The sequence below is a fragment of the Streptomyces sp. 11x1 genome, assembly GCF_032598905.1.
Taxonomy (GTDB): Bacteria; Actinomycetota; Actinomycetes; order Streptomycetales; family Streptomycetaceae; genus Streptomyces.
Genome location: NZ_CP122458.1, coordinates 10,034,925 through 10,060,274, shown reverse-complemented (window position 1 = coordinate 10,060,274; position 25,350 = coordinate 10,034,925). Strand labels below are relative to the sequence as shown.

Sequence of the window (25,350 nt, the reverse complement as noted above, 5' to 3'; positions counted from 1 at the left end):
GGCCTGACCCCGCCTCGCACCTTTCCACGCACTTACCGACTCACCTGCTTACCGACATACCTGCTTACCGACTTACCTACTGAGCAAGGACGTTCATGACCCCGACCGACACGGCGACGGCCCTTCCGGCCCGGCAGATCCTGCCCGCCGAGCAGCGCCACGCCACCGAACTCGATTTCCTCGCCGCCCACGACGAGGGTCCGCGGCCGCCCGGCTGGCGCCTGACCCCGCGTTCCGTGGTCACCTTCGTCTGCGGCAGCGGCGGCGAGGCCCTGAAGCTGGCCAAGCCGCACGAGACGCTGCCGGACAAGCTGGTGATCGCGCCCAAGTTCGTCGGCGAACGCGCCCTGGTCGAACGGTGCGTGGTCACCCTCGCCGGCGAGCGCGGCCTGCTGCTCGTCGGCGAGCCCGGCACGGCCAAGTCGATGCTCTCCGAGCTGCTGTCGGCCGCCGTGTGCGGCACCAGCGCGCTCACCGTGCAGGGAACCGCCGGCACGACCGAGGACGCCTTCCGCTACGGCTGGAACTACGCCCTGCTGCTCGCTCAGGGCCCCACCCCGCAGGCGCTGGTCGACTCGCCGGTGCTCGGCGCGATGCGCTCCGGCCGGGTGGCGCGGGTCGAGGAGATCACCCGCTGTCTGCCGGAGGTGCAGGACGCCCTGGTGTCGATCCTGTCCGACCGCCGGGTGAGCGTGCCCGAGCTGTCCGGCACGGACGACGCCCAGGTCGCGGCGGCGCCCGGGTTCACGGTCATCGCCACGGCCAACCTGCGCGACCGGGGTGTCTCGGAGATGTCGGCCGCCCTCAAGCGCCGCTTCAACTTCGAGACCGTGCACCCCATCGCCGACGTCGACGCCGAGACTGCCCTGGTCCGGCGGCAGGCGGAGGCGGCGGTGCAGCGGGCGGGCGCGGCCTTCGGCGTGGACGACGCGGTGCTCGACGTGCTGGTCACCGTCTTCCGCGATCTGCGTGCGGGGCGTTCCGCCGAGGGCTGGGACGTGGAGCGTCCGGGCACGGTGATGTCCACCGCCGAGGCCGTGTCGGTCGCGGCCTCGCTCGGGGTGGCCGCCGCGTACCTGCCGGGTGGGGACGCGCTCGACCTCGTCCCCGGGCACCTGCTGGGCGTGGTCCGCAAGGACGACCCGGCCGACCACGCCCGGCTGCTCGGCTACTGGGACGGCCCGGTGCGCCGTCGCGCCGAGGACGGCTCGGCGATGTGGCGCCGCCTCTGGGACCTGCGGGAGAACCTTCGGTGACGACCACTCAGGACCCGAGGGCCGCCGTCACGGTCCTCGCCGACTCGGCGGCGCCGTACCTGCTGGGGGTACGGCACCACAGCCCGGCCCTCGCCGCGGCCGTGCCCGCCCTGCTGGACGCGTCCGGCGCGGATGTCGTCTGCGTGGAGCTGCCGGCCGACTTCCAGCACTGGCTGCCCCACCTCGCCGCGCCGGGCACCCTCGCGCCGGTCGCCCTTGCCGGGGCGAGCGAGGGAGGCCGCCTCGGCTTCTACCCGTTCGCCGACTTCTCCCCGGAACTCGCCGCCCTCCGCTGGGCCCGGGAGCGAGGGAAGGAAGTGGTGTGCTGCGACCTGCCGATGTCCCATCCGGCGTGGAGCACGGACCGTCCGGGGACGGACGCGAACCGTCCGGGGACGGACACGAGCCGACCGGAGGCGGTGACGGATGAGCTCCTCCCGGCCACGGGCCGACAGGCGACAGAGACGGGAGAGCCCTTCCCGGACACCGGCCGTGCGACCACGAACACGGGAGAGCCCTTCCCGGACACCGGCCGACCGGCGACGGACCCGGACAGGCCGAAGGCGTCCCTCGTCTCGCCCACCGCCTTCGCGGCGGCGCTCACCGCCGCCGGAACCGGTCGTGACGGTGACGATCTGTGGGACCGGTGTGTGGAGGTGCTCGCTCCCGGTTGTACGCCCGAGGCGATCCGCCGGGCGGCTCTCGGCGTGGGGTGGGCGTTGCGCAGCGACGCCGAGACCGCGGGCGGCGTGCCGTCGGTCGACCTGGCCCGGGAGGCGCACATGCGCGACACGATCGCCCGCGCGGCGGCGGGTGGGCGCCGGGTGGCGGCCGTGATCGGCGCCTTCCACGCCCCGGCGCTGACGCACGCGGCCCACGTGGACGCCGACCCGGCCGACGCGCAGGACGGAGGGGTCGGACCCACCGCCGAGGAGACGGCCGGCGCGGGTGGTGCGGGTGGTGCGGTGTCGGCCGCGAGGGCGGACGGCGTCGCGGCCGGGGCCCGGGGAGCGGGCCTCGTCGGGGAGCACCCGCCGGTCGTCACCTCGCTCGTGCCGTACGCCTTCGACCTCCTCGACTCCCGCTCCGGGTATCCGGCGGGCATCCGTGACCCGCGCTGGCAGCAGGCGGTGTTCACGGCCGGGGGCGACCCCGAGCTGCTGTACGGCGCCGCCGCGCGGGCCATCACCGATGTGTGCCGGGAGCTGCGCGCTGCCGGGCACACCGCGGGCACGGGCGAGGCGACCGAGACCCTGCGGGTGGCGGGCGACCTGGCCAGTCTCCGGGGGCTCGCGGCCCCCGGCCGGGGTGAGGTCCTGGAGGCGCTGACGACGGTGATGGGCCAGGGCGAGCCGCTCGGCCGGGGCCGGGCCCTCGCCCGGGCGCTCGAAGTGGTGCTGGTCGGCACCGATCGGGGCCGGATCGCACCGGGCACCCCTCGTTCCGGTCTGGGCCCGTCCGTGGAGGCGGAGGTGGCCGCGCTGCGGCTGCCCGGCCCGGAGGACCCCGCCTCGCGCGAACTCCGGCTCGACCCGCTCCGCTCCACCCTCGACGGCCGCCGCGAGATCCTGCTCCAGCGGCTCGCGGTGTGCGGTGCGGGCTACGGCGAATCCGTGGAGGTGACCGGCACGGGCGACGGCACGGCACTCACCACCCGGTGGCGCGTGTCGTGGACCCCGGCCGTCCCTGTCCGGCTCGACCTGGCCGGGATCCGGGGGGTGACCGCGGCCCTGGCCGCCGAGGGCACCCTGCGGGAGACCTTCCGCCGGGAGTCGGCGCACGGCGGGCCCACCTGTGCTCTGGTCCTCGCCGGGCTTCGGGCGGCGGCCCGCTGCGACCTGCCCGCGCTGGTCGCCGACCGGCTGGCGGACGCGGCCGTCGTGCTCCCGGCCTCGGCCACCCTGCCCGAACTGCTCGAAGGGCTGGACCTGTTGGAGGCGCTGCGGCGGGGCCACCTGCCCGGCACCACGCGCGAGGGCAGGTCGGCGGCGGCCGAGCTGGCCGTCGACCTCCTGGAGGCGGCGGTCCGCGCGCTGCCCGGTCTCGCGGGCAGTGACCAGCCGGAGGACGCGGCCGCGCTCGTCGCGCTCTCGTCCCGGGCCGGCGAACACCGCCTCGGGCTGCGCATGGACGACGCCCTGAGCACGCTCGCGCGCTCCGGCTCCCCGTTGATCCAAGGGGCCGCTCTCGCCGCGCGGGTGCTGCTCGACCTCGACGGCGCCGACACCGTCGGGACGCGCGCGGCAGGCTGGATCGACACGGCCACCGGGCCCGACGGCCGCCGCGCGCTCGCCCTTCGGCTCAGCGGTCTGCTCAGCGGCGCCGCGCCGCTGCTCCAGTCCGCACCGACCGCACTGGACCTGCTGCTCGACCGGATCGACACGCTCACGGACCAGGGCTTCCTCGATCGGCTGCCCGCCCTGCGCGGCGGCTTCGACACGCTCACCCCGGCCGGCCGCGACCGTCTGCTCGGTACGGTCACCGAACGCCTCGGCGACCGCCTCGACCTGTCCCTCACCGCCTCCCCGGAACTCCTCGCGCTGTGGACGGCGGCGGACACGGCGGGCCTGATGGCAGTCGACTCCCTCCGGCTGCCGATCGGTACGGCCCCGGCGGGGTCTGCCGACAACACCACCACCGCGCGGACCCCGTCTGACGGCGCGGTGGCAACCGAAGGCACCGTGACGACCGAAGGCACGGTGGGCGCCCGCGCCCCGCACGCGGCCGTCACGGCCGACGCCACCCGCCCTGCCACCGCCGCCGACGCGCCCCACCCCACCGCCCAGCCGTCCGTCGCACCCCTCCACCTCTCCCCCACCGACCGCTGGCGGCTGCTCCTCGGCCGGGAGAGCGAGAAGCTGCCCCAGGACGCCCGGCGTTACGCGCACGCGCTCGACGAGTTGTACGGCGCCGGCCGGGGAGAGGGCTCTTCGGACCTCGGCCGGGGCGGCCCCGGTCAGGGCGGTTCGCAGGAGGTGTCGTTCCCCACGGCCCGGGAGTGGGGCGAGGAGTTGGACGCGCTGTTCGGCGCCGAAGTCCGTGAGGAGGTGCTGGCGCGGGCCGCCGACCGGGGCCGTACGGACGTACTGGCCGAGTTGGACCCCAAGGCCGTCCGCCCGTCGGTCGATCTGCTGACCTCCGTGCTGAACCTCGCGGGCGGCATGCCCGAACAGCAACTGGCCAGGCTGCGCCCGCTGGTACGCCGACTGGTCGACGAACTGGCCAAGGAGCTTGCCACCCGGATGCGCCCCGCGCTCACCGGTCTGGCCACCCCGCGTCCGACCCGGCGCCCCGGTGGCAGGCTCGACCTGCCGCGCACCCTGCGGGCCAACCTGGCGAGCACCCACCGTACGGCGGACGGCCGGACCGTGGTCGTACCGGAGCGGCCGGTGTTCAGCACCCGGTCGCGCAAGGAGGCGGACTGGCGGCTGATCCTGGTCGTCGACGTGTCCGGGTCGATGGAGGCCTCCGTCATCTGGTCGGCGCTGACCGCGGCCGTCCTGGGGGGCGTGCCCACGCTGTCGACGCACTTCCTGGCGTTCTCGACCGAGGTGATCGACCTGACCGACCGGGTGGACGACCCGCTGTCGCTGCTGCTGGAGGTCCGGGTCGGCGGCGGCACGCACATCGCGGCGGGGCTCGCGCACGCCCGTTCCCTGGTGACCGTGCCCAGCCGGACCCTCGTGGTCGTGGTGAGCGACTTCGAGGAGGGCTACTCGCTGGGCGGCCTCCTGGGGGAGGTCCGGGCCCTCGCGAGTTCGGGTGTGCACCTGATGGGCTGTGCCGCCCTGGACGACACGGGTACCCCGCGCTACTCGGTGCCCGTTGCCCAGCAACTCGTCGCGGCCGGCATGCCGGTCGCCGCCCTCAGTCCCCTCGCCCTCGCCCGCTGGGTGGGGGACCGCCTCCGCGGAGAGAGCCGATGAACGCCGAACTGCCCCCGGTGGCACCCGAGGTGGTGGCCGCCGCCGTGGAGAGCCTGACCTCCCGGTTGCGCAAGAAACTGGACGCCGCGGTCGAGACGTACGCGGCCCTGCCCGTCGAGGCCGACGGCGGTGTCCTGCGCGTCCGGTGCGGCGAGGACGCCGAGGTCGCACTGACGCCGGGCCCTTCGGGTGCGGTGACCGACGCCGAGCGGGCGGTGTGCAGTTGCCTGCTCGCACCCCGCTGTCTGCACCGTGCCGCCGTCCTGAGCGCCTGCCCGGTGGCCGACGCCGAGGACATGGCCGACGCCGAGGACATGGCCGCGGCCGAGCCGGAGGCCGAGCCGGCCGACACGGCGGCGGACGACCTCCACGGAAGTGATGGTGAGGCCCCGGCGGCCGGCCCGGCCGTCGGAGCCAATGGCTCTCGCACAGCGGGCGGATCCTCCGTCACCATCGCCCCGGCCGAAGACCCGAGGCAGGCCGATCCCTCCACTCCCGTCGGCACGACCAGACCCACCGAAACCGGCAACACAGGCACCACCGGCACCGGCACCGGCGTGAGCCCCGCCGACGGGGCCGGCGACCTCGGCCGGGGCGGCGGCAAGCCCCCCACCCCCGCCCAGGTCGCCGCCGCGGCCGGTCTCTGGGCGGCCACCGCGGCCGTGCTCGCCGCCGGGGTCCCGGCGGCGGGGGCGGTGCCGCAGGCGGAGTTGCTGCGGGCCGCGCACACCGCGCGCCTCGCCGGACTTCACCGTGCCGAGGCGGCGGCCCTGCGGGTCGTCCGGGGACTGCGCGGGGCCCGCGCCCGGCACGACGGCCACCGGCTGGCCGACCTGGTCGCCGCCGTGCGCGAACTGTTGCTCACCACCGGCCTGTTGGCGTCGGCCGACACCGACCCCGCCCTCGTCGGCACGGCGCGGCGCGCCTATCGGCCGGGCGGCGGTCTGCGGGTGCACGGTGTGTGCCGGGAACCGGTGATCTCGGCCACCGGATACGGCGGTGTCGTCACCCACCTCATCTCCGACGACGGAAGCTGGTACTCGGTCGCCGACGTGAAACCGGGCGGTCCGGCCCGTGCCCGGGGCGCCGCCAAGGCAACCGTCGCCCTCGGCTCCGGGACCCTCGACCACGCAGGCCTCTCCCGGGGCGGACTGCTGATCTCCGGCGCCACGGTCTCTCCGGAGGGCCGCCTCGGCTCCGGCAAGGGCGTGCGGGCCACTCCGCTCGCAGGTCTCTCCTGGACGGCGGGCCCGCTCGCCGCCCTGTTCGCCCGCCCCCTCGCGGAGGCGGTGGCCGAGCGGCTCACCGGCGGCCCGGGGGCAGACCCCGAGCAGGCGGAGCTGGAGGCGCGCCGACTGATCGGCTGCGACCTGGTCCTCGTCGGCGCGGCGGGCGACCACCTGTTCGCCCGCGAGGTGTCCGGCTCCGGGGAGTCGGCCGACAGCGGTCTCCTCGTCCGGCTGACCCCGGCCAACGGCCACCCCGATCTCGCGCACACCGCCAACTTCCGTCAGCTGGCCGGCCGTCCCGGGCTGCGCATACGGGTGCTCGGGCGCCTGGAACCCGACCGTGCGGCCACGCTCCGCCCGCTCGCGATCGGCCCGGTCCCGGGCACCGAGGCCACGCTGCGGCTGCCGGACGAGTGGCAGGGGCACGCCGACCTGGGCTACGACCGCCTGCGGGGCGCGCACTTCCCGCCACAGGACGCGCTGCCCGAGGTCGACGGCCCCGCCGGGGCGCCGGCCGACCCGCTCGCCGAAGCTCCGCTGTGGCGGCTGCGCCGACTGGTCGAGGTCGCCGTCTCCGGAGGCCGCCGCGCGGTCGCCGAGCCGGCCCGCGACAGCGACCGGGACGGAGCGGGCGCGGCACTGCGGCGCAGTGGGTTCACGGCGGGCGCGGACCTGGCGACCGCGCTCACCGCGGAGGCGGACCGTCGCTCCCGCGACGTCTTCGGACGCGTCACCGACCCCGACCCGGACCGCTACGCCCGCGCCTGGCTCGCCACCGCGGTCTACCTGACCGGCACCGAACGCGCCCTGATCCAGTCCACATGGCGGCTCCCGACCCCCACCACCTGACCCTCGGCCGATCATGGCCGAGCGCCACCGCACCGCTGCGGGACCCCGGCCCCCGGGGCCCCGGCGCCCGGCGGCCCGTCATCCGCTCAGGTCTTCGAGCCGTCAGACCGTCCTCGGCTGCAGATAGCGCGCCAGTAGGTCGTCCAGGCTGACGAGGCCGGTGAGGCGCCCCGTGTCGTCGTGGACGACGGCGAGCGTGGCGCGGTGGCGGCGCAGGACGTCGATCGCGTCGGCCACGGTCGCGTCGTCGCCCAGTCGCGGTACGGGCCGGGCGAGGCTGCGGGCCGTGACCGCGCGGCCCCTCGCCCGGGCGACCAGGGCGTCGCGGGCGTGGACGGAGCCGAGGACCGTAGTGTCCGGGGCGCGGACCGGGAGCCGGGTACGGTCGTGCTCGGCGGCGGCGCGGAGAACGGCCTCGGCGTCGGCGTCCGCGTCCACCGAGGTGATCTCGGCGGCCGGGACCGCGAGTTCGCGCACCGGCGTCTCGGGCTCCGTCAGCGAACGCGTGATCAGCTCGGAGTCGGCCTCGCTGATCAGGCCGAGGCGCTGCGACTCCTCGACGAGGTGGGTGAGCTGCTCGCGGTTGTGGACGGAGGCGAGTTCGTCGCGCGGTGTGACCCGGCACAGTCGTACCAGGGCGTTGCTGACGCGGTTGAGCAGTCCGATCAGGGGGCGGACGGCCCGGACCACGGCCCGGAAGGCCGGGGACAGCAGCATCGCGGACCGCTCGGGGTGGGCGATGGCCCAGGACTTGGGTGCCATCTCGCCGACGACCATGTGCAGGAAGACCACGACGACCATCGCGACCACGAAGGCCACTCCGTAGCTGACGGCGCTGGGCAGTCCCAGGTCGTGCAGCAGGGGGTCGAGTTCGTGGGAGATGGCGGGCTTGGACACGGCGCCCAGGCCCAGGGTGCAGACGGTGATGCCCAGTTGTGCGCCGGCGAGCATCAGGGACAGTTCCCGCATGCCGGCCAGCGCGGCGTGCGCGCCGCGCCGGCCCGAGGCGGCGGCCTGCTCGACACGGTGCCGTCTGGCGGCGACGAGCGCGAACTCGGCGGCGACGAAGAAGCCGCTGCCGATCAGCAGCAGGACGGTGACGAAGAGCGCCGTGGGGAAGCTCATGCCTGGGTCTCCTCGTGCTCACGCGCGGGCAGCCGTTCCAGACGGACGGTGTCCGGCACGTGTCGGTCGAGCGTGCGTACGTCGATGACCGCGCTCCCCCCGTCGGGCAGGTCGACGGTGAGCCGGTCGCCGATGGCCGGGAAACGGCCGAGGCGGTCCACGAACAGCCCGGCGACGGTGTCGTAGTCCTCCTCCTCGGGCAGTGCGACACCGGTGGCGTCGGCGACCTCGTCGAGGCGGCGGCCGGCGTCCACCAGCCATCCGGTGCCGTCGGGGACGGCGAGTTCGACGACGGTGTCGGACTCGTCGGCGATGTCGCCCACGAGTTCCTCGGCGATGTCCTCGTACGTGACGATGCCGGCGACTCCGCCGTGCTCGTCCAGGACGACGGCGAACTCGTCGTCGCGCTCCCGCATCCGGGTCACGGCGTCCGGCAGCGGCAGGGTGTCCGTCAGCAGCAGTGGGCGCCGTGCGAGGGCGCCGGCGGTGGTGGTGAGGGGCCGGCCGGGCAGTCGCATCAGCTCACGGACGCCCAGCACCCCGGCGACGTCGTCGGGGTGGTCGCCGAGCACGGGGTAGTTCGAGTGGCCGTGTTTCGCGATCAGTTCGACCGCCTCGGCTGCGGAGGCGTCCTTGCGGACGAAGACGGCGCCCGCGCGCGGCACCATGACCTCGTCCAGGGTCCGGTCGGAGAACCCCAGGGCGTGGTCGAGGAGTTCGGCGGTGTCCCGGGGCAGTTCGCCCTGCTCGTGGGACTCACCGATGAGGTGGCCCAGCTCCTCCAGGGTCGCTCCGTGGTGCAGTTCCTCGACGGGCTCGACGCCCACCCGGCGCAGCAGCCTGTTCGCGGCACTGTCGAAGATGTGCACGACGGGCCCCACGATCTTCAGGTAGGCAAGCGTGGAGGCGGCCAGGGACTTGGCCAGCCGCTCGGGGACGGCGAGCGCGAGGTTCTTCGGGGCCAGCTCGCCGAACACCATCTGCACGACGGTGGCCCCGACGAAGGCCAGGACCACGGAGATCCCGCCGACCGCGCCCTCCGGGACACCGACGCCGTTCAGGGCGGGTTCGAGGAGGGCGGAGACGGACGGTTCGGCGATGAAGCCGACGATCAGGCCGGTGACGGTGATGCCGAGCTGTGCGCCGGACAGCATGAACGACAACCGCTCCAGCACCGTCAGGGCCCGCGCCGCCCTCCGGTCCCCCACCTCCGCCTCCCGGGCCAGGGCGAGCCGGTCGGCGGAGACGTAGGCGAACTCCTGGGCGACGAAATAACCGGTTCCGGCGGTGAGGACGAGGACGGCCACCAGACCGAGCACGGCGTCGGCGACGCTCATCGGCCACACCCACGGGGGGCTGTGGATCCGGTCGGGGGGTCCGTCGGTCTGGCGGACACGGGCGTGCTCCTTCGATAGGTGTGCGGCTCGTGAACGATTCTGGCCAGATCTTCGTTCCCGATCGCGATCACCCCGCCCGTGGCGCGGCGCCGCCCACCCCTCAGGTTTCCCTGGCTCTGACCAGCCCCTTCTCGTAGGCGATCACAACGGCCTGGGCGCGGTCGCGCAACTGGAGCTTGGCGAAGATACGGGCCACGTGCGACTTCACGGTGGCCTCGCTCAGGGTGAGTTCGGCCGCGAGTTCCGTGTTGGACAGGCCGCGCCCGAGGAGGGTCAGGACCTCCAGTTCGCGCGGGGTCAGGACCTGGAGGTCGGCGGGGACCGCGGGCGTCCCGGCGGCTTCCGTCGCGAAGCGTTCGACCAGGCGTCGGGTGATCGAGGGGGCCAGCAGCGCGTCGCCGGTGTCCACCAGGCGTACGGCCGCCGCGAGATGCCGTGGTGTGACGTCCTTCAGGAGGAAGCCGCTGGCGCCGATCGACAGGGCCGCGTAGACGTAGCGGTCGAGGTCGAAGGTGGTGAGCATGAGCACCCGGCACTCCGGGTTCGCGGCGAGGATGCGCCGGGTGGCCTCCAGGCCGTCCATGGTCGGCATCCGGATGTCCATCAGCACGACGTCCGGTTCCAGTTCTCGGGCCATCGCCACCGCTTCCGCGCCGTCGGCCGCCTCGCCCACCACCTCGATGCCCCGGGCGGTGAGGATCAGTCGGAACCCGGTCCGGATCAGCGTCTGGTCGTCGACCACGAGCACCCGCGGCCCCGCCGCTTCGGTCCCGGCCACCGTTGCGGCCGACGTCCCGGCCGAATTCTCAACCGGCCTCTCGACCGGCTTCTCCGCCGGTGTCATGGCCGGTCCAGGGGGATGCGGGCGCGGACCCGGTAGCCACCGCCGAGGCGGCGTCGGGCGTCCAGGTCGCCGCCGTACACCGCGACGCGCTCGCGCAGGCCCAGCAGCCCGCGCCCGGTACCGCTCGGGTGGCGCGGGGCGGGCCGTGCGGGACGCGGTGGGGAGGGGGCGCCGCCGGTCAGCACGCTGGGGCCGGTGTTCAGCACCTCCACGCGCAGCGCCCGGTCGGCATAGCGCACGGTGACCTCGGCCTTTCCGCCGTCACCGTGTCGCAGCGCGTTGGTGAGCGCCTCCTGGACGATCCGGTACGCCGTCACGTCGATGCCCTGCGGCAACGGACGCGGCTCGCCGGAGATCCGTACCTCGACGGGCAGACCGGCGAACGAGATCCGGTCGACGAGCGACCCCAGCCGGTCGAGTCCGGGCTGGGGCGCCAGCTCCGACAACTCCGCCCGCACCGCTCCCTCCGCCCTCTCCAGGCACGCCACCCGCCGTCCCTCCTCCCTCGCCCCACGGTCAGCCCCGGTCACGTCCGCACCCCCAGCCGCGTCCACACCCCCTGCCATGCCCGCACCCCCAGCCACGCCGGCGTCCCGGACCGCGTCCCCCCGCGCGTCCGTCCCGTCCTCCGGGTCCTCGCCGTCCTGCGAGGGCGCCAGCAGGCCCAGCAGATGCCGTAGGTCGGTCATCGCGCCGCGTCCCGCGTCCTCGACGGCCAGCAGTGCCGCCGCCGCCTCGTCCGGCATGGTGACCAGCACCTCGCGGGCCGCGCCCGCCTGAACCACCATCAGGCTGACGTTGTGGCTGACGATGTCGTGCAACTCCCGCGCGATACGGTCACGTTCGGCCGCGACCGCGGCCCGCGCGGCGCTCTCCCGCTCCCGTTCGAGCAACCAGCCGCGCTCCCCGACCGCCTTCCGCCACCGGCGCCGGGTGCGCAGCAGAGCCACCGCCAGACCCACAGCGACCGCCGCCAACACCCCCAGCGCGGCCACTGGTCCGTTCGTCCCCCACTCCCACATGGGGCTCACCTTCGCAGACCTGCCCCCGCTGCGCATCCGCCCCGGGATGCGGTCGCCTGCATCTGCGGGATGAGGCGCGGGCCAGGTGCCGCCCGGGGAGGGATGTCCCGGCGGCGCCGCTCGCCTAGCGTCCGGTGCATGGTCACCGAGAAGAACGAGAACAACAGCGCGGAGGCCGTCGTACGACTCGACGGTGTGCGCAAGGAGTACGGGGAGACGACGGCGCTGGACGGGGTGTCGCTGGAGATCCGGGCCGGTGAGGCGGTCGCGGTGATGGGCCCCTCGGGGTGCGGCAAGTCGACGCTGCTGAACATGATCGCGGGCCTGGACCGTCCGACGGGCGGCACGGTGGTGGTCCACGGCGAGAGCGTGGGGGAACTGACCGAGAAGGGGCTCGCCCTGTACCGGCGGCGCCGCATCGGCATGATCTTCCAGTTCTTCAACCTGATCGACGACCTGTCCGCGCTCGACAACGTGGCGCTGGCCGCCCAGTTGACCGGCACCCCGGCCCGGCAGGCCCGTCGCCGCGCGCTGGAGCTGTTCGACGAGCTCGGCATCGCCGACCGGCGCAACGCCTACCCGGCGGTGCTCAGTGGCGGTGAGCGGCAACGGGTGGCCGTGGCACGGGCGTTGATGAACCGGCCGGCCCTGCTGCTGGCCGACGAGCCGACCGGCGCGCTGGACAGCCGTGCCGGGGAACAGGTGATGGACCTCCTGCTCGACCTCAACCAGATCGGCCAGACGCTGATCCTGGTGACGCACGACGAGCGTCTCGCGCGGCGCTGCGCCAGCCGTCTCGTCGAGTTCGCCGACGGCCGCGTGCGCGGCGAGCACACCCTGGAGCCGTCCGCATGAGGGCCGTGTGGCGGGCCGCGCGCGCGGCGGTACGGCGGCGCAGGCTCCAGACGCTGGTGATCGGGCTGGTCACGCTGACCTCGACGGCGGCGATCGTGGTGGCGCTCGGTCTGGTCGACGCGGCCTCGTCCCCGTTCGACAAGGCCTTCGGCGCGCAGCGCGGGCCGCATGTGGTCGCCGCGTTCGATTCCGCGAAGGTCTCGGACGGTCAGCTGAGACGGGCGGCCCGCCGGCCCGGAGTCGCGGCGACCGCGGGCCCCTTCCCCCAGGCCACGGTCGAGCTGCCGCGGGAGGCCATGGGCTACGGCCTCGGCAGCGAGCTGACCGTCGTGGGCCGGTCCGGCCCCGGGGGCCCGGTGGACCGGCTGGACCTGTGGGCGGGCCGCTGGGCCACCGAACCCGGCGAGGTCGTCCTCAACCGGCAGTCGGACTGGACGGCGGACGACCTGGGCAAGAAGCTCCGGTTGCCTTCCGGTCCCACGCTCAGGATCGTCGGCTTCGCCTTCGGTCTGAGCCGTACCGCCGACGCCTGGGTCTCCCCCGGGCAGATCGAGGCCCTGCACCCGACGGTCACGCAGGTGCTGTTCCGTTTCGACGACGCCTCGTCGGACCGTCGGCTCAGCGCCCGACTGGACGCGGTGACGGATCAGTTGCCGACGGGTGCGCTGGCGGGCTCACGGTCGTACCTCACCCTCAAGGACCAGATAGGCAGTGCGGCCCGGGCGTACGCGCCCTATCTGCTGGCCTTCGGTGTCCTCGGCGTCGCGGTGGCCGTGCTCATCGTCGCCAACGTCGTCAGCGGCGCGGTGATCTCCGGCTTCCGGCACATCGGCATCCTCAAGGCGCTGGGGTTCACCCCGGGGCAGGTGGTGGCCGTCTATCTCGTGATGATCTCCGTACCGGCGGTGCTGGGCTGTTTCCTCGGGACCGCCGCCGGCAATCTGGCGGCACGGCCCCTGCTCCAGTTCGCGTTCACGGGTCCGGACGCGGGGGTGTTCCACGACAGTGTCTCGCTCGCCCCCTGGGTGAACGTCCTCGCCCTGGCCGGCATGCCGGCCGTGTGTCTCATCGCCGCGCTCGCGCCCTCGGTCCGCGCCCACCGGCTCTCCGCCGCGCGGGCGATCAGCGCGGGCAGCGCGCCGCGCGCCGGCCGGGCGCTCGGTGTCCAGCGCCGGTTGGCGGGCAGCCGGCTGCCGCGGTCGGTGAGCCTCGGGCTGGGGCTGCCGTTCGCCCGGCCGGGGCGCAGCGCCCTCACGCTCGCCGCCGTGGTCCTCGGCGTGACCACCGTGACGTTCGCGACCGGCCTGGCCACGACGATGGACCGGTTCGGCAACGCGGGCCGCGACGCCTACCAGGTCACGGTCTACGTGGGGAAGTATCACGACGGCAAGGAGATCAGGCCGGTCCACGACGACCTCGCCCTGCACTCCCTGCTGCGTTCGCTGCCGGACGCGCGTGAGGTCACCGCCCGGGCGAACACCGAGGTCCGGCTGGCGGGTTCCACGGAGAAGCTCTGGTTGGAAGCCCGCCGCGGCGACAATCCTCCGATGGGCAGCGTGCTCACCAAGGGCCGGTGGCTCCGGGGCACCGGTGAGGTGGTGGCGGGCTCCGCCTTCCTGCGCGGTCACGGTCTGGACGTCGGCGATCGCTTCCGGATGGAGAAGGGCGATCGCGACGCGGACGTGATCGTCGTCGGCGAGTACATGGAGACCAACGCGCGTGTCGTGGTGGCGGACTGGGCGACCATGCGGACCGTGGCCCCGGCGGAGAACCCCATCGCCTACCACGTCAAGCTCCGCGACGGGGCCGGCGCGGGCGCCTACGCCCGTGCCGCCGAAGCGGCCGATCCGGGGCTCAGCCCGTCCGCGACCGGCGCCAACTCCGTCACGCGGACCATCATCGGCTCTGCCACCGCGCTCACCCTCCTGCTCGCCGCCGTCGCGTCGCTCGGTGTCTTCAACACCGTCGTCCTCAACACCCGCGACCGCCGCCGCGACCTCGGCATGCTCAAGTCCATCGGTATGACACCGGCCCAGGTCACGGTGATGACGGTGGCCTCGATGGCGCTGCTCGGCGCCCTCGGCTCGCTCCTGGGCATCCCGCTCGGCATGGCGGGCCACCAGGTGGTCGTTCCGCGTATGGCGGACGCGGTGGACCTCACCCTGCCGTCGTACATGACGGACGTCTGGAACGCCCCGGCCCTGGCCGCGCTCGCCGTGGCGGGCGTCGTGATCGCCGTCATGGGCGCGTACGTCCCTGCACGCCGTGCGGCCCGGCTGACGATCGCGCAGGTGCTGCACAACGAGTGACGCGGCCCGAGGGGACCGCCGGGGCGGCGGGGCGGCGGGCGAGGGGGGCGACGGAGCGGCAGGCGAAGGGGCGGCAGGCGAAGGGGCGGCGGCTGTCGGATTCCGACCATCAGCGGTCCTGAACCGACCCTGGCCCCGGCCGGTCCCCGCCCTACGTTGGGAGAACGCTCGAAAGGATCCCGGCAGATGACCGCCCAGAACGACGCCACGAACCACGCCACGGTCGCCCTCACGGACGCCCCCACCGCCTCCGTGACGTCACCCGCCGCGCTCCGGGCCGCCGCCGGGGTCTCGACGCCGGTGGCTAGCCCACCCTCCGCACCTGGCTCGACGAGGCCGACCGCGTCCTGGTCGCCGCCGGCGCGGGGCTGAGCGCGGCCGCCGGCTACGACTACGGCGACAGCGCACGCCTCAAGGAGCTGCTCCCGGCGCTGTACGGGCTCGGCCTGCGCTCCCGCTATCTGCTGGGCGTCCCGCTGCCCGCGGACATGATATGGGGCTACTGGGCCGTCCACATCGGCGACATCCGCTTCGGTTCCGAGCCCAACCCCCTGTACCGGCGGCTGCGTTCCCTGGTCGGCGACCGCGAGCACTGGGTGATGACCTCGAACGTCGACGCGCTGTTCGCCCGCAACGGCTTCTGCCCCGGACCGGGTCTTCACTCCCCAGGGCGACTACGGCCACCTGCAGTGCACTGTGCCGCGCGTCCAGGAGACCTGGGCGGCCCGGCCGTTCCTCGACCGTGTCCTCGCCGCCTACGACCGGGAGATGGGCCGGGTGACCGACCCGTCCGCCCTGCCCGTCTGCCCGAACTGCGGGGCGGATCTGTCCCCGACGTGCGCGCGAGACCGGAGTTCGTCGACGCCGCCCACATGCCGGCGGGCGAGCGGCTGAGCCACTGGCTCGGGGAGGCGCCAAGGCCCTGTCTGCTCGTGCTGGAGACCGGGGCCGCCTTCAACACGCCCGGCGTGATCCGGTGGCCCATGGAGAACGTCGTACGGCACACCCCCGGGGCACGCCTGGTACGGGTGAACCCGACCATCCCGAGGTCCCCGCCGACCTGGGGAACCGGTCCCTGGCCGTACCGGTTGGTTGCGGACCTGCTCCTGGACGCACTCGCCGGGTGAGCAGGAACAGGCACACACGGTCGGCCCGTAGACCTCGGCCTGTTGTATCGCCGCGCCCATGTCCCAACCTGGGGGCTCGTGCTCTCAGGCCCGGCCCGGGGCCCCCGTGCGCAGGCCGCGCATGACCAGGTCGAAGAGGCGGTCGGCCCGGGGGCGCCAATCGCCCGTGGGGTCCATCTGCCAGACGCCCGCGATGGCGAGGACGAAGTCGTCCGTGGTCACACCGGGGCGGATGGTGCCGGCCTCGTGGTTGGCGGCCAACAGACGATCGATCGCGGCGAGGAAGAGCGGATAGCCCGGCTTCGCCGCACCACCCGTCACCGCGGCGGCCCGCCGGAGCGCGTCCGCCAGGCCGGCCTTGGCCATGGCGTAGCGGGCGAGGCCGTCCATCCATTCCCGCAGGGCCCGGTCGGGTTCCCGGGTCCGCAGCAACTCGGCGGCACTGTCGGCGAGTTGCTGCACCTCCTGGCGGTGGATCTCCAGGACGAGCGCCTCGCGGTCGGGGAAGTGGCGGTAGAGGGTGCCCTGTCCGACGCCCGCCTTCTTGGCGATCGCGCTGAGCGGGACGTCGGCGGAGCGCGACAGCTCGGCGAGGGCCACCTCCAGGATGCGCTCACGGTTGCGCTGCGCGTCCGACCGCTGCGGCACCTCGCCTCTCGACACGACTCACCGTCCCCTCACCTTCATGGACAACCGTCCACTTAGGCGCACCTTACCGCGCGGTCCGGCTCACCGCCCCGACCGGCTCACTGACCGAGGCGGGCCGCGAGAAGGTCCAGCGCGACCTCGCCGCCGTGCTGCTGCGCTGGGAGGGCGCGCCCGACACCGCGTTCTTCCGTGCCCAGGCGTGGAGCTGTCTGGTCGAGCTGCCCGCAGGTGCGCAGACGACGGCCGAGGACGACGCGCCGCGCTTCCTCGTGGAGGTGACCGTTCCGCAGGGGGCGCTGTCCGAACGTCGCCGCGCGGGACTGGTCGAGGACACCACCGGAACCGTCCTCGAAGCCGCCGGGCTGCCCCCGGCCGAGGCCCTGCGGGTGTGGGTGCTGGTGCACGAGCAGCCCGACGGCATCTGGGGCGCGGGCGGGTCCGTCGTCCGCTTCGCCGACCTCGTGGCCCAGGTGAAGGGGCAGCGGACCGATGCGTGAACTGACCTACGTGGCCCGCCGCACCGTCGAGCGGCGCGAGGCCCCCGACCCCAAGCTCCGCTCCGACGCAGAAGCGATCGTCGCCCCGGTGGCCGCCACCTCGTGCGACGTGGACTCCGCGATCCTCGCCGGTCACAGGTTCGTCGAGCCGCCCTTCGCGCTGGGACACGAGTGCGTGGCGCGGGTCGTGGAGACCGGCGATGCCGTCACCACCGTGGCCCCCGGTGACCTGGTCGTCGTCCCCTGGTCCATCAACTGCGGCGTCTGCGACCACTGCCGGGCCGGGCTCACCGCGCACTGCACGGCCGTACCGCACATGGCGATGTACGGGGCGCCGATCGGCGGCACCTGGACCGGCCTCTTCTCCGACCTGGTCCGGGTGCCGTACGCGCAGGCCATGCTGGTGTCACTGCCCGCCGGGCTCGACCCCGTCCCCATGGCCTCCGCGAGCGACAACTGGTCCCTGTCCTGGCGCCTGGTAGCACCCCATCTCGCCGAACGGCCCGGCGCTCGCGTCCCGGTCGTCGCCCGGGGGCAGCATCGGCCTGTACGTGTGCGACATCGCCCGCGCGCTCGGCGCCTCCGACGTGCTGTACGTCGAACCCGACCCGGCGCACCGGCAACTCGCCGAGGGCTTCGGCGCCCGTACCGCGGAGGCCGTCGAACCCGTCCCGCGCGGCTTCGACCTCGCCGTCGAGGCCACCGGCCGTGTCGACCAACTCGCCCTCGCCGTCGGGTCCCTCGCCCCGGAGGGCGTCTGCGAGTCCGCGGGCAACCAACTTCCGGCCCGGCGAACTGACCCCGCTCGACATGTACCTCACCGGGGTCACCCTGCGCGTCGCCCGGGACAACGTCCGCGTCCACATCCCCGACGCCCTCGCCCTCGCCGGTTCCGGGAAGGTCGACCCAGGGCGCGTCGTCTCCCACGTCCTCGACTGGGAGCAACTCCCCGACGCGCTCCCCGAGAACCACCTCAAGCCGGTCTTCGTCCGCGCCGACGGCTGAACCCGCGCAAGTGGCTGCTGCTGGGCGCCTGGGCGGGGCCCGCGGGGGCACCACTCGGTGGCTGGCTGCTCCACCGCGCCGTCGACGTCCTGTTGCTCGCGGTGGTCTGGTGGGCGTTGCGCCTGCTGCCCGGACCGCTCACCCGGGCGACCGTCCCGGCACTGGCGGTCGGCGGGCTCTGCGCGACCGTCCTGGCCCTGCTCGCGAGCCAGTTCCTGCGGATGCTGGTGGACGGGACGCAGCTGCGGGCGCCCCGGACGGCAGCACGGGTCACCAGCCGTACGTCAAGACGTCGTCCAGGGCGGCGACGAAGCCGTCCGCGTCCTCCCATGTCAGACACAGCGGTGGCTTGATCTTCAGCACGCACCGCCGGTCGGATGTCGGCGGCATGATCACGCCAAGTTCGCGCAGCCGCTCGCAGATCGCGGCCGTCTCCTCGGTGGCCCGCTCCGGCGTCGTACGGTCGCGCACGAACTCGACGCCGAGACAGAGGCCGGAGCCGTGCACCGCGCCGATCAGCTCGTGGCGGTGGGCGAGTCGCTGGAGCCGGTCCTTCAGATGGCCGCCCACGTCCCGGGCGTTGGCCTGGAGGTCCGCGAACCGCAGTGCGTCGAGGACGGCGAGGCCGACCACCGAGCTGACCGGGCTGCCGCCGGCGGACGAGAGGAAGCACCCCTGGCTGCGGTAGGCCTCGGCGATCTCGCGCCGGGTGATCACCGCGCCCAGCGGCTGCCCGTTGCCCATCGCCTTGGCGACGGGCACCACGTCCGCGGGGGATGGCTCATCTCAGGGCTCCACCCCTCGTGCCGGAACGTTCCGGGAACCGTAGGACGACGCGTCGTTCGACCACGTCAACGCCACCAAGGGAGGGGCCGTCGGGGCCGGTGCCCGCGCGCACGCCCGCGCGGCGAGCGCGTGCGCCACGCGCACGGACCCGGCCCCGCCGTCCCGCGCGCGGTCTCAGACCGTGGGGTCGAACCACGTGGCCGTGTCGGACAGGGCCTGCTTGATGCGGAACAACGCGAACTCGCTCAGATCAGGCGGCAGGGCGTCCAGCGAGAACCAGCCGACGTCCAGGGACTCGTCGTCGTTGACCCGCGCCTCCCCGCCCACGGCACGGCAGGAGAACGTGATGTCCATGTACTGGCAGACGTCCCCGTTGTCGTACCGCACCGGTTCCAACGCCTGTACGAGCACGACCCGTTCGGCCACACACTGCACCGCCGTCTCCTCGTGGACCTCCCGCACGGCACAGGCCGCCGGCTGCTCCCCCGGGTCCGGGATGCCGCCGATCAGCGCCCACCTGCCGGTGTCGGACCGGCGGCCCAGCAGCACTCTGCCCTCGTCGTCGAAGACCAGGGCGGTGACTCCGGGGAGCCAGAGGAGCTGGTTGCCGGCGGAAGCACGGAGTGTGCGGATGAAGTCAGGGGTAGCCATGGAGCCGACCCTAACGGGCCGGTCCCCTCACCCCGCCGCATCCACCACGCGCACGCGAGGCGTACGGCTACACGCCACCGGCGCGCCTCCCGCGCACACCGGCCCCGATCGCCCAGCCGAGTCCACCCGCCGCGACCAGCACCAGAAGCATCTCGGGCGCGATGCCGACCCGGGTGGCGGGCGTCTGCGAGGACCGCAGCGGTACCTTCTGTACCAAGGAGTCCGGGACGAACATGCCTGTCCTCTGCGTGATCCGCCCGTCCGGCATGATGATCGCGCTGACTCCGCTGGTCACCGGGACGGTGACGGTGCGGCTGTGCTCGACGGCGCGGACCCGGGACATGGCGAGCTGCTGGTAGGTCATCTCGCTGCGCCCGAAGGTGGCGTTGTTGCTCGGCACCGAGATCAGCTGCGCGCCGTCGGTGACCTCGGAGCGCACGGCCCAGTCGAAGGCCGCCTCGTAACAGGTCACGAGACCGACCTCGGCACCGTCCATGGAGAACACACCGGGCTTCGTGCCCCGGCTGAAGTCCTGGCGGACCATGGACGTCCACTCGCCGTTGATGGCGCCGACCAGCGACCGCAGCGGCAGGTACTCGCCGAACGGCTGGATCTGCCGCTTGTCGTAGGTGTCGACGGGACCCTTCTCGGGGTCCCACAGGATCTGTTCGTTGTAGAGCTTGCCGTCCCGCTCCACGACCCCGCCGACGGAGATCGGGGCGCCGATGGCGGTGGCCGCCCCGTCGATCACCGCGCGGGCGTCGGCGTTGGCGAAGGGGTCGATGTCGGAGGAGTTCTCCGGCCAGAGCACGAAGTCGGGCCGGGCGACCTTGCCGGCCTTGACCTCGGCGGCCAGCCGCTCGGTCTCCCGGGCGTGGTAGTCGAGCACGGCCCGCCGCTGGGCGTTGAAGTCGAGCCCCAGCCGCGGGACGTTGCCCTGGATGACCGCGACGGTCGCGGTGCCGTCCTCCGCCTCGTCGCTCACCAGCGCCCGGGAGGCGAAGGCGCCCACCAGGGGTACGGCCACGGAGAGCGCCGCCACCGCCGCGGTGCCCCGGCGTACGGCCTCGCCGGTGCGCCGGTTCTCCACGACCAGGCGCACCACCTCGTAGAGGCCGAACCCGCACAGGACGACCGCGAAGCCCAGGACGGGTGTGCCGCCGAGCGCGGCCAGCGGCAGGAAGACGCCGTCCGCCTGGCCGAAAGCGATCTTGCCCCAGGGGAATCCGTTGAACGGGGCACGCGCGCGTGCCGCCTCACCGGCGATCCACAGAGCGGCGGCCCACACAGGCCGGCCCGGCAGCTTCGAGACGACGGCGACGCCCGCGCCGACGAGCGCCACGAACACCGCCTCGATGGCGACGAGCGCGAGCCACGGACCGGGGCCGACCTCCACGCCGGTCCATACCAGCAGCGGCAGCAGGAAACCGAGACCGAACAGGTAGCCGAGACCGAGGCCCGCCTTCCAGCCGCGTCCGCGCAGCACCCAGCCGAAGCCGGCGAAGGCCGGCAGGGCGAGCCACCACAGGGTGCGGGGCGGGAAGCTGACGTAGAGCAGCACCCCGGAGAGGGCCGCGACGACGGCCGGAAGGAGCCGGCTTGCCCACCGGGACACCCGGGAAACGGGCGCGGCCTGGGGTTCGAGCTGCTCCGGCTCGTCTACGGGAGTGGCGGTGACGGTCACTCGGGGAGTGTACGGCGCGTCACCCCGGCGCCGACAGCGCGGTCCGCACGTCCCGGGTGCGGCATTTGTCGCCCGCAGCCGCATCGTTCCTGCATAACTCGTCCACAAACCGGCGCATCACCCGTTACGGTGTGCGCGAGCCTCTGACGTGCGGCCGGATGTGGTCCGGGCGGTCGAGGCCCGGCACAGTCGGGGGGCGACACGTTGGGGTCCACGGGGACGGAGGCCGCGGCAGGAGCGTCGGCCTCGCACGAGAGACGGAACGTCTCCGATGTCACGGGTGTGCTGCTGCTCGGGGCGTGCGCCGCCTGGTCCTTGATCACCGCGGCGGCGCGGGGCGGCCGTCCGGAGGGTGTGCTGCTGGCGGTGCTCGCCGTGGCGGCCGGCTATGCGGCGGGCCGGATCTGCGGGGCCCTGCTGCCGGTGGTGGCACCGTCCGCGGGCGCGCTGGCCGGCCTCGGTCTGGCGGTCACCGACCCGCACACCATGACGGGCTCGCCGCTGGTCTCGCCGCTCGGGCACACCGGGGCGACCGCCTCGCTGCTGGTCCTGGCAGCGGGTGCCGCCTGCTGTGCCGCCTGGGCGGCCCGCTCGCCCGGCCTGAGGCTGACGCTGCGGCTGCTGGCCTGCGGGATCGCCGTGACCGCTGCGGTGCTCGGCTCCACCACCGGTTTCGCCGCGTGCGCCGGGGTGCTGCTGTGTTCGCTCGCGGCGGCCCGGATGCGTCGGGGCCCGGGGCTCGTGGGACTCGCCCTCGCCACGGCCCTGGTGACGGCGACGGTCTGGGCCGTCGCCGAGAACACCCTGCCGGCCGGGCTGACCGACTCGCTGGAGGGCCAGCTCACGCCGCACCGGATCCTGCTGTGGCGCGACGCGCTCGTCCTGGTCCACGACGACGCGTTGCTCGGCGCGGGACCGGGCCGCTTCGGGGAGCTCAGCCCGACGGTCGCCGAGTCGCTGTCGGCCGACGACCGGCCCCATTCGGCGCCCCTGCAGCTGGCCGCCGAGCAGGGACTCGTCGGTGTGGCGCTGCTCGCCGCCGTGTTCGGCTGGGTTCTGTACGTCCTGTGGCGGACCCCGCGCCCCACGCCGGTGGTGCTCACCGCGGGCGCCGCCCTGACGGCGGTGGCCGCGATCGCCGCCGTGGGCAACGCGCTGAGCTTCGCCACGGTGACGGCGGGCGCGGGCCTGCTCGCGGGCATGGCGACGGCGCGGCCTCTGCCGGAAGGGGAGACGGCGGGGCCGCCGGACCTCGACGACCGCTAGAAGCGTCCTGAAGATCTTGAAAATGCGCCCGGCTTGCCCTACTTGATGGCGATTGACATTTACCGGCGATCCAGGGTGAGTCGGGCGGCCAGAGCAAGATCTTCAGCGGTCTCCTAGGCGCTGTCGTCACCTTCCGGCCCGCCTCGCGACGCCACCCACACAGACTCTGCGCGACCGGAGCGGAGGTAGAGGGTGTCAGTGCGCGGCGTCGGTCGCCTTGGGGGTGAGCCGGGCGCGGATGACATCCACGGCCGTCTCCGCGTTGTCCACGGTGATCGTGAACGTGTGGCCGTCCCAGAGGCTCAGCACCACGGCCTCGCCACGTCGTACGACGACGGCGGTGCCCTTCTCGGGCCGCCAGCGGTAGCCCCAGCCACCCCACTGGTGGGGCGTGACGCACGGGGCGAAGGCGGCGTCGGCGACCTCGGACAGGGGAATACGACGGCGCGGCACACCGATGTGGCCGCAGCGGACCTCCAGGCAGTCCTCGTCGACCTTCACGGAGACGTGCACGAACGCGAGCGTGCCGAAGAGGACGAGCAGACCGGCCGCGATGCAGCCGACGACGGACATGACGAGCGGGGCGACACCGGACGCCCACGCGGAGTCGACCGCGAGTTCGACGCCCAGTGCCATGCAGGCGGCGCCGCCGAGTGCCAGCAGCCACTGGCCGCGGTTGGTCGCACGGCCGGTCCATACCTCGGGGTGCGGGCCCGCGGGGGTGCCCGGCTCGCCGTGGGGGTGGTCCCTCATGGCTTTGAGAGTACTCAGGTTCCGCTGCGCGGGCACCTGGTCGCGGAGCGTTACCGTTCGGCGATGACGGCCGTCGTCGCGCCGGCGGTCCTGAGGAGCCGGCCCTCCTCGTAGGCCAGTGCGGGGGCGGGCAGCGAGCCCTCGCGGCCACTGAGGATGACGGTCAGCGTCGACCCGGTCCAGTCGGCCTCGGGCTTGGGCAGTTCACCGATGCGGCGCAGTGCCTGCGCGGCCACCGCGCCGGCGGAGCCGTGCAGGACGAGGGGCGGCAGGCCGGGCTGCTGGACGGCCGCGCGGATGCGTTCGGCGACCAGTTCGTAGTGGGTGCAGCCCAGGACGACGGTCGTCACATCGGTGGGCGTCAGCGCGGCCGCCGCCGCGATGGCGGCGTCGATCGCGGCGTCGTCGGCGTGCTCCACCGCTTCGGCCAGTCCCCAGCAGGGCACCTCGGTGACCGGGACGCCGTCGGCGAACTCCTCGATGAGGCCGCGCTGGTAGGGGCTGCCGGTGGTGGCGGGTGTCGCCCAGATGGTGAAGGGACCGCCGCCGGACGCGGCCGGCTTGATCGCCGGGACGGTGCCGATCACCGGCAGACCGGGTTCGAGGAGGGCGCGCAGGGCGGGCAGGGCGTGCACGGAGGCGGTGTTGCAGCCGACGATCAGCGCGTCGGGCCGGTGGGCGGCGGCCGCCTCGGCGACGGCGAGCGCACGCTCGGTGAGGTCCTGGGGGGTGCGCGGTCCCCAGGGCATGCCGTCGGGGTCGGAGGAGATCACGAGGTCCGTGTCGGGCCGTAGCCGCCGTACCGCCGCGGCGGCGGGCAGCAGGCCGATACCGGAGTCCATGAGCGCGATCTTCACCCGGCCACGATAGACGATGGCCTCGGTACGGCCGCTGCCGTGGGGCAGACTGCGGGCGTGAGCGCCATCGCCTGGACCGCCGTCGGATCACTCGCCGCCTGGCTGTGGCTGCTGCTCGGCCAGGGTTTCTTCTGGCGCACGGATGTGCGCCTGCCGCCCCGCCGGGACCCCGGCGCATGGCCGGGGGTCTGTATCGTCGTCCCCGCTCGTGACGAGGCCGCCGTCCTCCCTGAGAGCCTGCCGTCGCTGCTGGGCCAGGACTATCCGGGCCGGGCCGAGGTCTTTCTGGTCGACGACGGCAGTTCGGACGGCACCGGCGAGCTGGCCCGTGAACTGTCCCGCCGGTTCGGCGGCCTGCCGCTGACCGTGTCCTCGCCCGGGGAGCCGCCCGCGGGCTGGACCGGCAAGCTCTGGGCCGTACGCCACGGCATCACGCTGGCACGCGCGCGGGAACCCGAGTTCCTGCTGCTGACGGACGCGGACATCGCGCATCGCCCGGACAGCCTGCGCGCGCTGGTGGCGGCCGCCCGGACCGGCGGGTTCGACCTGGTCTCGCAGATGGCCCGGCTGCGCACCGAGAGCGGGTGGGAGAGGCTCGTCGTGCCCGCCTTCGTGTACTTCTTCGCCCAGCTCTATCCGTTCCGGCGGATCGCCGTACGGGGCTCGCGGACGGCGGCAGCGGCGGGCGGCTGTGTGCTGCTGAGCGCCGGGGCCGCCGAGCGGGCGCGGATCCCGGACGCGATCCGGCAGTCCGTCATCGACGACGTGGCGCTGGCCGCCGCGGTCAAGAGGAGCGGCGGCCACATCTGGCTCGGGCTGGCGGAGCGCGTGGAGAGTGTGCGGCCCTACCCACGGCTGCGCGACCTGTGGCACATGGTGGCGCGCAGCGCCTACGCCCAGCTGCTGCACAGTCCGCTGCTGCTCGCGGGCACGGTCCTCGGCCTGGCCCTGGTCTATCTCGTCCCGCCGCTCGCGCTCGTGGCGGGCCTGGTCATGGCGGACCCGGCGACGGCGCTGCCCGGCGGGCTCGCCTGGCTGGTGATGACGGTGACGTACGTGCCGATGCTCCGTCATTACGGACAGCCGCCGGGCCTCGCTCTCCTGCTGCCGTTCACCGCGTTCCTGTATCTGCTGATGACGGTCGACTCTGCGGTGCGGCACCACCGGGGGCGCGGCGCGGCCTGGAAGGGCCGCACCTACGCGCGCCCGGACCCGGTGCCGGACGAGGGTTAGGGGTCCGACCGGAACCCGCCTCGTGTGCGGA

20 protein-coding genes and 2 pseudogenes are annotated in these 25,350 nt (G+C 74.1%); 12 read left to right on the top strand and 10 right to left on the bottom strand.

Annotation, left to right across the window (positions count from 1 at the left end):
- The first annotated feature begins 95 nt into the window (after positions 1 to 95).
- From P8T65_RS44285 to P8T65_RS44275, 3 genes are read left to right on the top strand one after another with little or no spacing between them, the layout of a single operon-like run.
- Entirely contained in the window at positions 96 to 1,256 is a 1,161-nt protein-coding gene (locus tag P8T65_RS44285; RefSeq protein WP_316731077.1) for an AAA family ATPase, read from the top strand.
- Entirely contained in the window at positions 1,253 to 5,182 is a 3,930-nt protein-coding gene (locus P8T65_RS44280) for a DUF5682 family protein (protein WP_316731076.1), read from the top strand. Before P8T65_RS44285 ends, P8T65_RS44280 begins: the two co-directional genes overlap by 4 nt.
- Complete coding sequence (locus P8T65_RS44275; RefSeq protein WP_316731075.1) at positions 5,179 to 7,260, top strand: SWIM zinc finger family protein; 2,082 nt, start codon at positions 5,179 to 5,181, stop codon at positions 7,258 to 7,260. Before P8T65_RS44280 ends, P8T65_RS44275 begins: the two co-directional genes overlap by 4 nt.
- A 102-nt stretch (positions 7,261 to 7,362) precedes the next feature.
- Here P8T65_RS44275 and P8T65_RS44270 read toward each other — a convergent pair whose 3' ends face one another.
- From P8T65_RS44270 to P8T65_RS44255, 4 genes are all read right to left on the bottom strand, one after another.
- Positions 7,363 to 8,385, bottom strand: coding sequence for a hemolysin family protein (locus P8T65_RS44270; RefSeq protein WP_316731074.1), 1,023 nt, complete (start codon positions 8,383 to 8,385; stop codon positions 7,363 to 7,365).
- Positions 8,382 to 9,722 (bottom strand): hemolysin family protein, encoded by a 1,341-nt coding sequence (locus P8T65_RS44265; protein WP_316731072.1) that lies wholly within the window; start codon positions 9,720 to 9,722, stop codon positions 8,382 to 8,384. Before P8T65_RS44265 ends, P8T65_RS44270 begins: the two co-directional genes overlap by 4 nt.
- Positions 9,723 to 9,882: 160 nt before the next feature.
- A complete protein-coding gene (locus P8T65_RS44260; RefSeq protein ID WP_316731071.1) occupies positions 9,883 to 10,560 on the bottom strand; it encodes a response regulator transcription factor in 678 nt (225 codons plus the stop codon).
- A 62-nt stretch (positions 10,561 to 10,622) separates the two neighbouring features.
- Positions 10,623 to 11,648, bottom strand: a complete 1,026-nt coding sequence (locus tag P8T65_RS44255) for a histidine kinase (protein WP_316731070.1) — start codon at positions 11,646 to 11,648, stop codon at positions 10,623 to 10,625.
- Positions 11,649 to 11,786: 138 nt separating this feature from the next.
- Between P8T65_RS44255 and P8T65_RS44250 the strand changes: the two genes are divergently transcribed.
- From P8T65_RS44250 to P8T65_RS44235, 4 genes are all read left to right on the top strand, one after another.
- Positions 11,787 to 12,503 carry an ABC transporter ATP-binding protein gene (locus P8T65_RS44250; protein WP_316731069.1) on the top strand — a complete coding sequence of 239 codons (717 nt, stop codon included), beginning with the start codon at positions 11,787 to 11,789 and terminating at the stop codon, positions 12,501 to 12,503.
- The gene (locus P8T65_RS44245; protein ID WP_316731068.1) at positions 12,500 to 14,812 is read left to right on the top strand and encodes an FtsX-like permease family protein; all 2,313 of its coding nucleotides are present in this window, start codon (positions 12,500 to 12,502) and stop codon (positions 14,810 to 14,812) included. Before P8T65_RS44250 ends, P8T65_RS44245 begins: the two co-directional genes overlap by 4 nt.
- 186 nt (positions 14,813 to 14,998) lie before the next feature.
- Positions 14,999 to 15,184, top strand: coding sequence for a hypothetical protein (locus tag P8T65_RS44240; protein WP_316731067.1), 186 nt, complete (start codon positions 14,999 to 15,001; stop codon positions 15,182 to 15,184).
- A 464-nt stretch (positions 15,185 to 15,648) separates the two neighbouring features.
- Positions 15,649 to 15,939: a hypothetical protein gene (locus P8T65_RS44235; RefSeq protein WP_316731066.1), complete on the top strand. Its 291-nt coding sequence runs from the start codon at positions 15,649 to 15,651 to the stop codon at positions 15,937 to 15,939.
- Positions 15,940 to 16,023: 84 nt separating this feature from the next.
- On the opposite strand, the gene P8T65_RS44230 is transcribed toward P8T65_RS44235, so the two are convergent.
- On the bottom strand, positions 16,024 to 16,602 hold the full coding sequence (locus P8T65_RS44230) for a TetR/AcrR family transcriptional regulator (protein WP_316731064.1): 579 nt from the start codon (positions 16,600 to 16,602) through the stop codon (positions 16,024 to 16,026).
- A gap of 86 nt (positions 16,603 to 16,688) precedes the next feature.
- Here P8T65_RS44230 and P8T65_RS44225 point away from each other — a divergent pair, with 86 nt between their 5' ends.
- From P8T65_RS44225 to P8T65_RS44215, 3 genes and pseudogenes are all read left to right on the top strand, one after another.
- Complete coding sequence (locus P8T65_RS44225; protein WP_316731927.1) at positions 16,689 to 17,084, top strand: tautomerase family protein; 396 nt, start codon at positions 16,689 to 16,691, stop codon at positions 17,082 to 17,084.
- A pseudogene (locus tag P8T65_RS44220) lies at positions 17,077 to 18,089 on the top strand (zinc-binding dehydrogenase). Before P8T65_RS44225 ends, P8T65_RS44220 begins: the two are co-directional and overlap by 8 nt.
- Positions 18,090 to 18,094: 5 nt before the next feature.
- Positions 18,095 to 18,328, top strand: a pseudogene (locus tag P8T65_RS44215) (hypothetical protein); the annotation flags it as partial.
- A 31-nt stretch (positions 18,329 to 18,359) separates the two neighbouring features.
- Here the strand turns inward: P8T65_RS44215 and P8T65_RS44210 are convergent.
- The 3 genes from P8T65_RS44210 to lnt form a co-directional block, all read right to left on the bottom strand.
- Positions 18,360 to 18,854, bottom strand: coding sequence for an aminotransferase class III-fold pyridoxal phosphate-dependent enzyme (locus tag P8T65_RS44210; protein WP_316731063.1), 495 nt, complete (start codon positions 18,852 to 18,854; stop codon positions 18,360 to 18,362).
- Between the two features lie 195 nt (positions 18,855 to 19,049).
- Positions 19,050 to 19,526: an NUDIX domain-containing protein gene (locus P8T65_RS44205; protein WP_316731062.1), complete on the bottom strand. Its 477-nt coding sequence runs from the start codon at positions 19,524 to 19,526 to the stop codon at positions 19,050 to 19,052.
- Between the two features lie 67 nt (positions 19,527 to 19,593).
- A complete protein-coding gene (lnt, locus tag P8T65_RS44200; RefSeq protein WP_316731061.1) occupies positions 19,594 to 21,210 on the bottom strand; it encodes an apolipoprotein N-acyltransferase in 1,617 nt (538 codons plus the stop codon).
- A gap of 282 nt (positions 21,211 to 21,492) precedes the next feature.
- On the opposite strand from lnt, the gene P8T65_RS44195 reads away from it, so the two are divergent.
- On the top strand, positions 21,493 to 22,476 hold the full coding sequence (locus tag P8T65_RS44195) for an O-antigen ligase family protein (RefSeq protein ID WP_316731926.1): 984 nt from the start codon (positions 21,493 to 21,495) through the stop codon (positions 22,474 to 22,476).
- Between the two features lie 195 nt (positions 22,477 to 22,671).
- On the opposite strand, the gene P8T65_RS44190 is transcribed toward P8T65_RS44195, so the two are convergent.
- Positions 22,672 to 23,229, bottom strand: coding sequence for a hypothetical protein (locus tag P8T65_RS44190; RefSeq protein ID WP_316731060.1), 558 nt, complete (start codon positions 23,227 to 23,229; stop codon positions 22,672 to 22,674).
- Between the two features lie 50 nt (positions 23,230 to 23,279).
- A complete protein-coding gene (locus tag P8T65_RS44185; protein ID WP_316731059.1) occupies positions 23,280 to 24,086 on the bottom strand; it encodes an aspartate/glutamate racemase family protein in 807 nt (268 codons plus the stop codon).
- A 39-nt stretch (positions 24,087 to 24,125) separates the two neighbouring features.
- Between P8T65_RS44185 and P8T65_RS44180 the strand changes: the two genes are divergently transcribed.
- Positions 24,126 to 25,319: a glycosyltransferase gene (locus P8T65_RS44180; protein WP_316731058.1), complete on the top strand. Its 1,194-nt coding sequence runs from the start codon at positions 24,126 to 24,128 to the stop codon at positions 25,317 to 25,319.
- Positions 25,320 to 25,350 lie beyond the last annotated feature (31 nt).

What these genes read in the sequence shown, in the direction of transcription:
- P8T65_RS44250 (WP_316731069.1), top strand. Translation starts at nt 11,787, where the DNA reads ATGGTCACCGAGAAGAACGAGAACAACAGCGCGGAGGCCGTCGTACGA.
- P8T65_RS44255 (WP_316731070.1), bottom strand. Translation starts at nt 11,648, where the DNA reads ATGTGGGAGTGGGGGACGAACGGACCAGTGGCCGCGCTGGGGGTGTTG.
- P8T65_RS44190 (WP_316731060.1), bottom strand. Translation starts at nt 23,229, where the DNA reads ATGAGGGACCACCCCCACGGCGAGCCGGGCACCCCCGCGGGCCCGCAC.
- P8T65_RS44285 (WP_316731077.1), top strand. Translation starts at nt 96, where the DNA reads ATGACCCCGACCGACACGGCGACGGCCCTTCCGGCCCGGCAGATCCTG.
- P8T65_RS44270 (WP_316731074.1), bottom strand. Translation starts at nt 8,385, where the DNA reads ATGAGCTTCCCCACGGCGCTCTTCGTCACCGTCCTGCTGCTGATCGGC.
- P8T65_RS44205 (WP_316731062.1), bottom strand. Translation starts at nt 19,526, where the DNA reads ATGGCTACCCCTGACTTCATCCGCACACTCCGTGCTTCCGCCGGCAAC.
- P8T65_RS44265 (WP_316731072.1), bottom strand. Translation starts at nt 9,722, where the DNA reads ATGAGCGTCGCCGACGCCGTGCTCGGTCTGGTGGCCGTCCTCGTCCTC.
- P8T65_RS44240 (WP_316731067.1), top strand. Translation starts at nt 14,999, where the DNA reads ATGACCGCCCAGAACGACGCCACGAACCACGCCACGGTCGCCCTCACG.
- P8T65_RS44245 (WP_316731068.1), top strand. Translation starts at nt 12,500, where the DNA reads ATGAGGGCCGTGTGGCGGGCCGCGCGCGCGGCGGTACGGCGGCGCAGG.
- P8T65_RS44275 (WP_316731075.1), top strand. Translation starts at nt 5,179, where the DNA reads ATGAACGCCGAACTGCCCCCGGTGGCACCCGAGGTGGTGGCCGCCGCC.